This window comes from Bradyrhizobium diazoefficiens (assembly GCF_016616885.1).
In the GTDB taxonomy this organism is placed as follows: Bacteria; Pseudomonadota; Alphaproteobacteria; order Rhizobiales; family Xanthobacteraceae; genus Bradyrhizobium; species Bradyrhizobium diazoefficiens_F.
On the sequence record NZ_CP067102.1, the window covers coordinates 4,320,655 to 4,331,916 of the forward strand.

14 protein-coding genes are annotated in these 11,262 nt (G+C 63.7%); 5 read left to right on the top strand and 9 right to left on the bottom strand.

Annotated elements, in window-relative coordinates; translation table 11 throughout:
* The first annotated feature begins 84 nt into the window (after nucleotides 1–84).
* Nucleotides 85–1,233, top strand: a complete 1,149-nt coding sequence (gene tgt, locus JJC00_RS20180) for a tRNA guanosine(34) transglycosylase Tgt (protein ID WP_200467722.1) — start codon at nucleotides 85–87, stop codon at nucleotides 1,231–1,233.
* A 60-nt stretch (nucleotides 1,234–1,293) separates the two neighbouring features.
* Here the strand turns inward: tgt and JJC00_RS20185 are convergent, their stop codons facing one another.
* On the bottom strand, nucleotides 1,294–1,512 hold the full coding sequence (locus tag JJC00_RS20185; RefSeq protein WP_200467723.1) for a hypothetical protein: 219 nt from the start codon (nucleotides 1,510–1,512) through the stop codon (nucleotides 1,294–1,296).
* 223 nt (nucleotides 1,513–1,735) lie between these two features.
* On the opposite strand from JJC00_RS20185, the gene cysK reads away from it, so the two are divergent.
* Entirely contained in the window at nucleotides 1,736–2,725 is a 990-nt protein-coding gene (cysK, locus tag JJC00_RS20190) for a cysteine synthase A (protein ID WP_200467724.1), read from the top strand.
* 3 nt (nucleotides 2,726–2,728) lie between these two features.
* Nucleotides 2,729–2,968, top strand: coding sequence for a BrnA antitoxin family protein (locus JJC00_RS20195; protein ID WP_200467725.1), 240 nt, complete (start codon nucleotides 2,729–2,731; stop codon nucleotides 2,966–2,968).
* 93 nt (nucleotides 2,969–3,061) lie between these two features.
* Here JJC00_RS20195 and JJC00_RS20200 read toward each other — a convergent pair whose 3' ends face one another.
* The 5 genes from JJC00_RS20200 to JJC00_RS20220 form a co-directional block, all read right to left on the bottom strand.
* Entirely contained in the window at nucleotides 3,062–4,492 is a 1,431-nt protein-coding gene (locus JJC00_RS20200) for a caspase family protein (protein WP_200467726.1), read from the bottom strand.
* A 209-nt stretch (nucleotides 4,493–4,701) separates the two neighbouring features.
* Nucleotides 4,702–5,577 (bottom strand): DMT family transporter, encoded by an 876-nt coding sequence (locus JJC00_RS20205; protein WP_200467727.1) that lies wholly within the window; start codon nucleotides 5,575–5,577, stop codon nucleotides 4,702–4,704.
* 179 nt (nucleotides 5,578–5,756) lie between these two features.
* The gene (locus tag JJC00_RS20210) at nucleotides 5,757–6,302 is read right to left on the bottom strand and encodes a hypothetical protein (protein WP_200467728.1); all 546 of its coding nucleotides are present in this window, start codon (nucleotides 6,300–6,302) and stop codon (nucleotides 5,757–5,759) included.
* Nucleotides 6,247–6,597, bottom strand: coding sequence for a hypothetical protein (locus JJC00_RS20215; protein WP_200467729.1), 351 nt, complete (start codon nucleotides 6,595–6,597; stop codon nucleotides 6,247–6,249). The genes JJC00_RS20210 and JJC00_RS20215 overlap by 56 nt, the downstream gene beginning before the upstream one ends.
* A 183-nt stretch (nucleotides 6,598–6,780) precedes the next feature.
* The gene (locus tag JJC00_RS20220) at nucleotides 6,781–7,368 is read right to left on the bottom strand and encodes a formyltransferase family protein (RefSeq protein ID WP_200467730.1); all 588 of its coding nucleotides are present in this window, start codon (nucleotides 7,366–7,368) and stop codon (nucleotides 6,781–6,783) included.
* A gap of 188 nt (nucleotides 7,369–7,556) precedes the next feature.
* Here JJC00_RS20220 and JJC00_RS20225 point away from each other — a divergent pair, with 188 nt between their 5' ends.
* Complete coding sequence (locus tag JJC00_RS20225) at nucleotides 7,557–7,838, top strand: hypothetical protein (protein ID WP_200467731.1); 282 nt, start codon at nucleotides 7,557–7,559, stop codon at nucleotides 7,836–7,838.
* An 89-nt stretch (nucleotides 7,839–7,927) separates the two neighbouring features.
* Here the strand turns inward: JJC00_RS20225 and JJC00_RS20230 are convergent, their stop codons facing one another.
* Nucleotides 7,928–8,179: a hypothetical protein gene (locus JJC00_RS20230; RefSeq protein ID WP_200467732.1), complete on the bottom strand. Its 252-nt coding sequence runs from the start codon at nucleotides 8,177–8,179 to the stop codon at nucleotides 7,928–7,930.
* On the opposite strand from JJC00_RS20230, the gene JJC00_RS20235 reads away from it, so the two are divergent.
* Nucleotides 8,178–8,414: a hypothetical protein gene (locus tag JJC00_RS20235; protein ID WP_200467733.1), complete on the top strand. Its 237-nt coding sequence runs from the start codon at nucleotides 8,178–8,180 to the stop codon at nucleotides 8,412–8,414. The genes JJC00_RS20230 and JJC00_RS20235 overlap by 2 nt on opposite strands.
* Before the next feature lie 5 nt (nucleotides 8,415–8,419).
* On the opposite strand, the gene JJC00_RS20240 is transcribed toward JJC00_RS20235, so the two are convergent.
* Together JJC00_RS20240 and JJC00_RS20245 are read right to left on the bottom strand one after the other, a co-directional pair.
* Nucleotides 8,420–8,722 (bottom strand): hypothetical protein, encoded by a 303-nt coding sequence (locus JJC00_RS20240; RefSeq protein WP_011087444.1) that lies wholly within the window; start codon nucleotides 8,720–8,722, stop codon nucleotides 8,420–8,422.
* A 143-nt stretch (nucleotides 8,723–8,865) separates the two neighbouring features.
* The gene (locus tag JJC00_RS20245) at nucleotides 8,866–10,914 is read right to left on the bottom strand and encodes an acetoacetate--CoA ligase (RefSeq protein ID WP_200467734.1); all 2,049 of its coding nucleotides are present in this window, start codon (nucleotides 10,912–10,914) and stop codon (nucleotides 8,866–8,868) included.
* Nucleotides 10,915–11,262 lie beyond the last annotated feature (348 nt).

An 11,262-nucleotide genomic window follows, 5' to 3' on the forward strand; every position in this document is an offset into this window, starting at 1 on the left:
CGTCCACGTCAGCGGTGTCCCAGTCTGGGGCAACGCGGTCCGAGCGGGTTGATCGACATGTCCCGACACGCAATAAGCACCGCCATGAATCTTCCTGATCCTGGTGTACCCAATCATTTCGAACTGCTCGCGACCGATGGCTCGGCGCGCACCGGCCGCCTGACCACGCCGCATGGCGTGGTGCGGACGCCGGCCTTCATGCCGGTCGGCACGGCCGGCGCCATGAAGGGCATGCATTGGCGCGAGGTGCGTGACGCCGGCGCCGACATCGTGCTCGGCAACACCTATCATCTGATGCTGCGTTCCGGCGCGGAGCGCATCAACGCCCTCGGCGGCCTGCAGCGGTTTACCGGCTGGAACGGGCCGATGCTGACGGATTCCGGTGGCTTCCAGGTGATGTCGCTGTCGGACCTGCGCAAGATCAGCGAGCACGCCGTCACCTTCCGCTCGCATATCGATGGCGCCAAGATCGAACTGTCGCCGGAGCGCTCGATCGAGGTGCAGCGCCTGCTCGGCTCCGACATCGCCATGCAGATGGACGAATGCGTGCGGCTGCCGGCGGAACGCGACGATATCGAGCGCGCGATGCAGCTGTCGCTGCGCTGGGCCGAGAGAAGCAAGCGAGCCTTCGAGAGCGCGCCCGACGGCTATATGCTGTTCGGCATCGTGCAGGGCGGCGACATCCCTCAGCTGCGCCATGTCAGCGCGCAAGGACTCGTCGAGATCGGCTTCCACGGCTATGCGATCGGCGGCCTTGCCGTCGGCGAGCCGCAGGCGGTGATGCTGGCGATGATCGACGAGACGGCGCCGGCGCTGCCGACCGACCGCCCGCGCTATTTGATGGGCGTCGGCACGCCCGACGACATTCTCGAGGCGGTGAAGCGCGGCGTCGACATGTTCGATTGCGTGATGCCGACGCGCAACGGCCGCCATGGCGTGGCCTTCACGCGCTTCGGTCAGGTCAATCTGCGCAACGCGCGCCACGCCGACGATCCGCGTCCGCTCGACGGGGAAAGCTCATGGCCGTCAGCGTGCAACTGCGCGCGCGCTTACCTGCACCACCTAGTCAAGGCCGGCGAGACGCTGGGGGCGATGCTGCTGTCCGAAATCAATGTCGCTTACTACCAGTTCCTGATGCAGGGCATCAGGGACGCGATCTCACACGGAACGTTCGACGAGTTCTATCAGCGTACGCGCGAGGGCTGGGCGAGGGGCGATATCGCCCCTCGGTAGAGCATGATGCGGAAAAGTGTGAAGCGGTTTTCCGATCAGATCATGCTCAAACAGCAAAGATCAATTGCAGACGAGCCGCTGCTTGACGGCGTGCTTGGTGACGAAGCCGTAGCCGCAAGTGTCGCAGGTCCAGAGATAGCTGATCACGTGGTCCGAGACGTAAGCGGAGGCTTCGGCGGCGACCATGGAGTCGGCGCACACGGGACAGGTGGGCAACTCACTGCAGCGCGGTTCGCGCCTTGGTGCGACGGTCGACAACACTTCAGCGACTGCTGACATCGTGGTGACCTCTCTGCTTCTAGACCTAAGTCTAACATAAGCAGAATCAGTTGACGAGGCCGCAACACAAATGCGTTGATTTTCTGCTAATTACAGCTCACGCGATTTTGCGATGCAGCGTACTTAACATGTACCGCATTGTCGCTTGTGTGTCGTCACAAGCTGTCCGTAACTGCGCAAACGCTGCGATAAATGCGCAAATTGTCGCTACAGGGAGTTCATCATGGACGCATCGTCCGAGAAGGCTGCAATGACCAGTGCATCGCACCAGCCCGGCCGCGGCCGGATCTATGATTCGATCGTCGAGGCTTTTGGCGACACGCCGATCGTGCGCCTGCGCCGGTTGCCGGGCATGCACGGCGTCAATGCGACCATTCTGGCAAAGCTTGAATATTTCAGTCCGGCTGCGAGCGTGAAGGACCGCATCGGCGCGGCCATGATCATCGCCATGGAGAAGGCGGGCATCATCAAGCCCGACACCGTGCTGATCGAGCCGACCTCCGGCAATACCGGCATCGCGCTCGCCTTCGTCGCGGCCTCGCGCGGCTACCGGCTGAAGCTGGTAATGCCGGAATCGATGTCGATCGAGCGACGCAAGATGCTGGCCTTCCTCGGCGCCGAGCTGGTGCTGACGCCGGCCGCGCAAGGCATGAAAGGCTCGATCGCCGCGGCCGAAGAACTTCTGAAGACGACGCCGAACTCGGTGATGCCGCAGCAGTTCAAGAATCTCGCCAATCCCGAGGTGCATCGTCGTACCACGGCGGAGGAGATCTGGAACGACACCGCCGGCAATATCGACTTCTTCGTCGCCGGCGTTGGTACTGGCGGCACCATCACCGGTGTCGGTCAGGTGCTGAAGCCGCGCAAGGCGTCGTTGCGCGTGGTTGCGGTCGAGCCCGAGGAGAGCCCGGTGCTGTCAGGCGGCCAGCACACGCCGCACAAGATCCAGGGCATCGGCGCGGGCTTCATTCCTGACATCCTCGACCGCTCCGTGATCGACGAGATCGTGAAGATCAACTCGACCACGGCGATCGAGATGTCGCGGGCGCTGGCGCGGCATGAGGGGATCCCGGGCGGCATCTCGTCCGGTGCTGCGATCGCCGCAGCGCTCGAGATCGGCAAGCGGCCGGAAGCTGCTGGAAAAACCATCCTGGCTATAGTGCCGTCCTTCGCCGAGCGGTATCTTTCGACAGTTATGTTTGAAGGAATCTGAGAGATGGCGGATCAACCGAGACGGCCACGTACGCTGGGCGATGCGCGGTCGGAGGCCGAGGCGGCGTTCAAGAAGGTGACGGCCAAGGTCGCCGTGGCGCCGCCGAAGCAGAACGTGGCGCCGGGGGTCAAGGAGCAGGTCACGCTGCGCATTGACCAGGACGTGCTGGAGCATTTCCAGGCGGGCGGCCCCGGCTGGCAGGACCGCATCAACGAGGCGCTGCGGAAGGCTGCGGGGAAGTAGCCAACCTCTGATGGAGTATGCGGCGGCACGGTCGTACCAACGAAAAAGCCCGGCGCGAGCCGGGCTTTTGTGTTCTGAGAGTTCGGTCTCGCCTCAGCGGCGGAACATGCCGCCCATCATGCCGCCGACGACGCCGCCCATGAAGGCCGCGCCGGCATCGCCGCCGCCGCTGTGACGGGGCGCGGGTGCGGGTGCGCTCTGGGCTTGCGCGGGGGCACGTCGGGCCGGCTTCGCGCTGTCATCGCTTGCGGTCGGCGCCGACGCCACGATCTCGGAGAGCAGGGCCTTGTGCTGGAGCTTGTTGAGGAAGCCGGTCGAGGGATAGCTGCGGGCGGCCTGCCAGCGCTTGAGCACGGTGCGGGTCTCGTCGTTGAACGCGCCGGTCACCTTGGTGTCGAAGCCGAGCCCGTTGAGGCGGCGCTGCACGTCGCGGCGCTGACCCTTGTCGAGGCCGATCTGGTCCTCGGTGAGCTGGCTGGCGTCATCGGTGAAGGTCGCGGGATCGACGCCGGCATTGAGGTTGCGGGTCGTGGTCGACGGCCCGTTCTGGATCGCCGCAAGCCGCGCCAGCGCTAAGGCCTTGAACTGGCCGTTCGGATAGGCCGAGAGGTAGGCGTTGAGCTCTTCCGGCTTGTTGGTTTCCTTGACCGAGCGCCAATATTCGAGCTCGACACCGTCGGAGCTGCTGCTGGCAGCCGCCGCTGGCGTGCGGCTCGAGGCGGTCGGTGCCGCGTTGGCGACCTGCTGGGTCTGCTGCGCCGGGTTGAGATAGACGGCGCCGATCAAATTGGTGTGGCCCCAGGGAAGCTGACCCTTGTGGGTCTCTTCATTGACCTGGGCGCGCACCGAGGTCATCGCCTGCTGGATCTCGATGCCCGGCTTGGTGATGTTGTCGATCAGCGCGCGGGTGAACGGGCTGTTATTGCCCTCCTGGCCATCGAGCGCGGTCTGGCCCGGGCCCGTGGCAAACGCGATCAGCGTGCCTTCGCCAGACTTCATTTCAGCCAGACCGCTTTGCACGTTGACGCTGCGGGTCGCCGAGTTCGACTTGATCTTGGCGGCAAAGGGATTGTCGCGGCAGGCGTCGAGGAAGACCAGCTTCACCTTGGCGTCGCCCATGGTCTGGTCGAGCGTCAGGTCGATATTGATGGCGGCGCCGAGCTTGACGTCCATTTCCGACTTGATGTCGGCATCGACGGGCAGAAGATAGTTGCTGCCGCCGACAGCGATGCCGTGACCGGCATAATAGAACACCGCGACATCGGAGCCCTGCGCCTTGCGGCCGAAGTCGAGCAGCTTTTCCGTCATCTGGTCGCGGGTGAGGTTGGACCCTTCGATCACCTCGAAGCCGACATTGCGCAGCGTCGACGCCATCGCCTTGGCGTCGATCGGCGGGTTCGGCAATTGTGCGACATTCTTGTAGGCGCCGTTGCCGACGACGAAGGCGACGCGGCGATCGGCCTTGGCGGCGCTGACCGACAGTGCCATGCACATCAGCGAAATAATGATCGTGAGAGTGCGCATCTGAAATCCCCAACAGAATCGAATGACAGGCAGCAACAAATTGGCGTCGAATTTACACGAAAGCGACCGTCTTCGCGCTAGCAAAACGACAGTTCACTCAACTCACCAACCCGCTGCTCCGTGACCGAGTGTGCACGATGGAAGCGCTCTCGAACGTGATCCAAATCACCCTCGACCATTGGATTTGTCGCGTCAGGCCGCGTGCGGGTTCATTGCGCGCGGGCGGGAACCGGGGCGGGCGGCTTCAAATTCAGGAGATTGCCGCACAGGATCAGGGCCGCGCCAAGCACGGTCCAGGTGTCGAGCCGCTCGGAATAAAGCAGCCAACCGGCGGTCGCGGTCAGGGGGACCCGCAGGAAGTCCATGGGTACGACGATGGTGGCGTCGGCGTAGCGCATCGCGCTGGCGAGGCAGTAGTGCGAGAAGGTGCCGCAGACGGCAATGACGCCCAACCAGGCCCAGACATAGGCCGACGGCCAGGTCCAGACGAACAGCGTCGGCACGAAGCCTGCGACCGATTGCACGACGATCATCCAGAACAGAATCGAGAGCGCGCTTTCGGTGCGGCTCAGTGATTTGACCAGCGCCATCGAGACGCCAAAGCCCATGGCGGCGCCGAGCGCGATCAGCTGGCCCGGATTGATCTCGCCGGTGGCGGGCCGGACGATGACGATCACGCCGACGAGACCGAGCACGATGGCCGTGATCTTCCACGGAGTCATGCGCTCGGACAGGAAGCTCGCCGCGAGGATCGCCGTCCAGATCGGCATGGTGAATTCGATCGCTACCACCTGGCCGATCGGGATCAGTGTCAGCGCGAAGAACCAGCCGAGCTGGGCGACGTAGTGCACGAAGTTGCGCGCGATATGTTGCGGCAGGCGCTGTGTCCTCAGCACCCTGAAGCCGCCCGCGCGGTAGATGATCGGCAAAAGCAGCACGAAGCCTGCCAGCGAGCGCACCTCCATGATCTCAAAGACGTTCAGTTCGCGCGTGGCTTCGCGTCCGGCTACCGCCATGATCAGCATCAGCGACAGCCAGCCGGCCATCCAGAAGGCTGCCATGGATTTGGACGGTGTCGTGCTCATGCGGGAAGCAGGAATCCTGGGGGAGGGCCGGTATCGGCGACATCGCCGCCGTTTGCAACGGCCAAATCTGCCGGTGCAGCGATGCATTTCGGCGGCAATTACGAGCCTGACATGGCGGCCGCATAAAAAAATCGATCCGGCGGGGTTCGCCGGATCGATTGTCGTGTCACCGTACTGCCTTATCTCGACATCGAGATGTTGGCGCCGCGGAATTGGCTGTCCGCGCGGATGGTGACGATCTGCTTGTTGCCGCTCGTCCTCAGTGCAATGTTGGCGTTGAAGCTGGCGGTCGAGGCCACCACCTCGAAGTTTCCGCCGCCACCACGCCCCTGCAAGGCGCCGCTGATGTTGCGGCTCGCCTCGCTCCAGCTTCCGGTGATGGCGCTGCCCTCGGCCTTGACGTTGGCGCTGAGGTTGAACTTGTAGGCGTCGCTGGCGCAGGTCAGCGACATTTCCATGGTGGGGCCGATCGGCGCATATTTGGCCCGGCAGCGGATCCGTTCGGTCGATCCGTCATCGAGAACGACCGTGCCGCCGCCGCTCCACGTGCCCGCCATGGGCGCGAACGGGCCGACCTGGGCCTTGCTCTCCGAGCCGGTGGCAGCTGTCACAAACAAAACGGCGGCCGCCATCAGCAGCCGCCGGTTGAGGAGGTTCGTCCCGAATTGCTTATTGGCGCGATGCTTCCCACCGCCCGCTGCACGGTATGCCTGCAGATGCTCCATTCCACTTCCCCGATCCGGCGTTGCCGCTGAGTTGACCGTTAGCATATGCACCATTGATCGAAACTTTCACAAGACCCCCACTACCGATGGTGCCGGAAACGTTAGCGCCGGGTGCGCTGATCTTGCCGTCGGCAACCGTCAGCATGGAGCTTGCGGTCGGCTCACAGGAGCCGGTCTTGGTCACGATGGTAACCTGCCAATTGCCGTCAAACGGCGTCTGGGCGACCGCAGGTGCGGCGAGGGTGGCGGCAATAACTGAAGCGGCACAGAACGCCGCGATGCGACCAAAACGCATGAATTCCGTCCTTGAATTTGTCTGATATGCTGACGCTTATTCGGGCGAAATGTGACGGAAGTTTGGTGCATTGCAAAGTCGAAAATTGTTCCTGTGGAAACAACGGTTTATTTGCGTTTCCGGCTCCAATTTTCGAAGCAAAATCAATGCGGCCTCACGTTAATCGTTAACATCAGGAGCGATTCACGAAAGACTTGGCGCCGAGGTCGCGAATTGCTCGTCCTGGGCTTTCGACGGCAGGGCCTTGTGGACCTTGGCGTAATCGATCACGTCGGCGAGCAGCTTGAGCCCGAGCGGGGCTAGTGCACGCTCCCAGAGTTCGCGGGCGGTCTCGCCTTTCCTGACGAAGCACCAGTCCTGGGCGGCGATGGCGCCCGCGTCCATGCGGTCGGCGAGGTGATAGATCGTGCCGCCGGCGATCGGATCGCCTTCCTTGATGGTCCATTCCACCGCGGCCTTGCCGCGATGGCGCGGCAGCAGCGAGGGGTGATAGCCGATCCCACCGAACTTCGCCGCGGCGAGCGCGTCCCTGCCGATCCGGGCGTGGCTGTGGGCGGTGACGATCAGGTCAGTGTCCGGGGCGATCTCGGAGGCCACCACCAGCTTGGGATTGGCCTGCACCACCACCTCGATGCCGGCGGCCTTGGCGGTCGCGGCCAAGCGGTCATCGGCGTCGGCCACGACGACCCGCACGACCCCGACACCGTGCTCGCGGAGCATGTTCAGGGTGGTCACGCCGAAATGGCGGGAGCCGACCAGGGTAATGCGCATGGGTGTCCGATCCGTCTCGCAACTGCGTTATCCCCCGATAACACGTCAGGCCGCCCTGTCACCACCCGCGCGGCGTTTGCGCCGGTTATCAACAATGCGTCCGCTGCGGGGCTGCGACGAACGCGACGATTGCACAGCGGCCCGCTCCGGTGTTTCCATGGGGAGATTCCGAGACTCGGAGCGAGCGAATGCGCAGCGCATGGTTTCTTCTCGCCGCACTGATTGCGGCAACTCCGGCCCATGCCGGCGGGCCATACCCGGCGGTGCCGCCCGAAATCGGCGTAGCGCCCTTTATCGGCCCGACCTGGGACGCCTATCGCTGCACTGAGGGGGTGCCCTACAATTTTTACCACGGCGCCTATTACGGCGAGGAGCCGCCGGCGATTTATCGCGGCTATGCCTACAGGCCGTACTACCGCTACAGCGCCTATCGCAGATGGCCGCGGACCTATTTCTGCGTCACCGACTAGCGTTGCCGTACGGCCACGGTCGGACAGCAAGTGGTCGATGCGCCGGTTCCTGTGTTTGAATTCCGACAGAACGACATCGCCTCGTGCGATTAGAATGGCACGTACCGGGGCTGGTGATATTTCATTCCGGACCCATTTTCGAACCCGGCATCGGCCGCTGGCGCAAATGCCAGCGGCTTTTTCATGCCGCGCGTCGTGAAAATCATCAAACGGTAACGCGTTCTCAACCTCGCTGTCGTATCGACGAATCCGTCGCGGATTTGTATTGCGTACCGCGACACCAAAAATGTCCCGCCGGCGCGGTTGCGCCGCGCGGACATTTTTGCCGGGACCGATTTCATGCCGAACGCAATTGAGCAGATCGTGGACGCCTATGTGCGGCTGAAGAACCGCCGTGGCCTCGACGAGCTGATGATGCACCGGCAGCGGCTCGCGGTCGATCTGAAGAGCAAGTCAGGCAGCTTCGATTTCAGCCTGCCGATCGGCAAGATCGACGAGGAGATCGCGATCATCGAGGCCGGACTTGCCAGGCTGGCGGCGGATGCGCCCGAGCTTGGTCCGACGCGATTCCGTTGAGACGCTCAGTCGCGCCGGCCGCCGTCGATGACGGTGAACAGCGGACGCGCCGGCGTCGGCTCGACCAGCAATTCCTCCACCAGCGCGGTTGCCGCATCGACATATTTGCGCGTGGGCTTGTCGAGCTCCCGTTTGGCCTCGTCATCGAGCGCGACCTTGGCGGCTTCGACCAGCTTGCGCATGCGTGCGGCATGATCGTCGCCCGCCGTGAGCGTCGCGCGCGCCAGCGAGCGCAGCACGAACAGCTCGCCCTCGAGGCGGAGCAGGCGGTCGTTGAGCCTGGTGAGGACGGCGTTGAGGTCGGCCATGGCGGCGGTTTATGGCTGCGGTTCATTGCAAGGGATCCCGACTCCATCTAACGGCGATCGGTGAACGGAGTGCAAACGCCGAAGGTGCAATTGGGCCGATCTGCCGCGTCGCCGATTCCCTCAATTTTGGCGACGGCTGAGGTCTACGCCGCCGTGCGCGCGAGATAGTCGCGGGCGAAGGCGAGATACCAGTCGAGGCAGGCGGGATTGGCCATCGCCTCCTTGTTGATGACCTTCTCCACGGGCTGGCCGAGCAGGAGCTTCTTGATCGGCAGCTCCTGCTTCTTGCCCGACAGCGTGCGCGGGATCTCGGCGACCGCAAAGATCTCGTTCGGCAGGAAGCGGCGGGAGAGACCGGCCTCGATCGCCTTGTTGATCTTGGCCTTCATCGCATCGTCGAGGGCAACGCCCTCGCGCAGCACCACGAACAGCGGCATGTAGCTGTCGCGGCCGAGATATTCGAGGTCGACGACGAGGCTGTCGAGCACCTCCGGCAGCGCCTCGATCGCGGAATAGAGCTCGCTCGTGCCCATGCGCAGGCCGTGCCGGTTGATGGTGGCATCGCTGCGGCCATAGATCACGCATGAACCGTCCGGATTGACCTTGAGCCAGTCGCCATGGCGCCATACCGGCCCGCGGCCGCTGCAGTCGAAATTGTCCGGATAGGTCTCGAAATAGCTCGCGAGATAGCGCGCGTTGCCCTTGTCGTTCCAGAAATAGAGCGGCATCGATGGCATTGGTTCGGTGCAGACGAGCTCGCCGACCTCGTCGATCACGGCGCGGCCCTGTTCGCTGAAGGCTTCGACCGCTGCGCCCAGCAGGCGGCACTGCATCGCGCCCGGTGTCTGCGGCAATTCGCGATTGCCGCCGATGAAAGCGCCGGCGAAATCGGTGCCGCCGGAAATGTTTGCCCACCAGATGTCGGCCTGCGCCACGCTGCCGTTGGTTTTCGACAACGCCGCGAAGCGCGCGTTGAACCAGGCTTGCGTGTCGGCGCTGAGCGGCGAGCCGGTCGAGCCGAGGCAGCGCAGCCGCGACAGATCGCCGGCGAGGCCGAGATCGATCTCGGCCTTGGCGCAATTGGCGAAGAACGCCGCCCCCGCCCCGAAGAAGGTCGCTTTCGATTGCGCCACAAAGCGCCACGACGTGGTCCAGTCCGGCTTCTCCTTGGTGCCGCCGGGGCTGCCGTCGAAAATACAGCAGGTGGTGCCGCTGAGGAGGCCACCGACCTGGCTGTTCCACATGATCCAGCCGGTCGAAGAGTACCAGTGATAGCGCTCGCCGAAAGAGTTTTGGTGGTAGGAGCAGCCGAGATCGTTGTGCAGGCCCAAGAGCGCCAGCACCACAATGACGATGCCGCCATGGCCGTGCACGATCGGCTTGGGCAGGCCTGTGGTGCCGCTGGAATAGACGATCCAGAGCGGATGATCGAACGGCAGCCACATCGGCTCGAACGCGTCGATCGCGGCACCAGTCCGTGCGATGATGTCGGAGAGCAGGGCGTCCGGCGCGGCGGGCGCCATGGCGTCGCTGTGCAAAATGACATGCGCGACGCTCGGCAGTGATCGCCGCAGCTCCGCGACGACATCTTTGCGATCATGCCTGCGCCCGGCATAGGTGACGGCATCGCAGGCGATCAGCACCTTTGGCTCGATCTGCTTGAAGCGGTCGATTACGGCTGGCGCCGCCATGTCGGGCGCGCAGACGCTCCAGACCGCACCGATGCTGGCGCTCGCGAGAAACGCGATGATGGTCTCGGCGATGTTGGGCAGATAGGCCGCGACACGGTCGCCCGGCTTGATGTCCTTGTCCTTCAGGTGCAGCGCGAGCGCGGCCACCTTGCGCTTGAGCTCCGGCCAGCTCGTCTCGTTCAGCTTGCCATCCTCGCCGCCGCTGACGATCGCGGGTAGGCCGGCGGCATGCGCAGCGTCGACATGCCGGAACACCTGCCGCGCATAGTTCACCTGCGCGCCGGGAAACCAGACCGCCCCCGGCATCTTGCGCTCGGTGATGACGGCCGCAAACGGCGTCGGCGATTGCAGATCGTAATAATTCCAGATGCTGCGCCAGAAGGCGTCGAGATCGCGCACCGACCATTGCCGCATCTCCTCGTAGTTCGCGAAGGTGAGGCCGCGCTGCTCGACGAGCCAGTTGCGGTAGAGGGCGATCTGCGGGACGAAAGGAGCGGTCATTGGGTATCGGCTTTGGTTTGCGGGGAGGGGAGTTTATCCGGTGTTGAGGCTTAGCAGAAGTCGCGGTTTTTCGCACACGACACTGACCGGGATAATGGGTCTTGGTGCTCGATCGGGACGACGGTGGGCGTGGTGGCGCACAGCTGTCTCAACACCGTCATTGCGAGCGCAAGCGAAGCAATCCAGCGTCTTTCCGTGGAGGGATTCTGGATTGCTTCGCTGCGCTCGCAATGACGGAGCAAGAGGGTACGATGGCCGTCCTTCAAATCGCATCTCAAATCGTAGACACACCTTCGCTCTCTCGCGACGTATCCTGTCCGAGTTTTGTTTCGTCGCAATCGCCCTTAC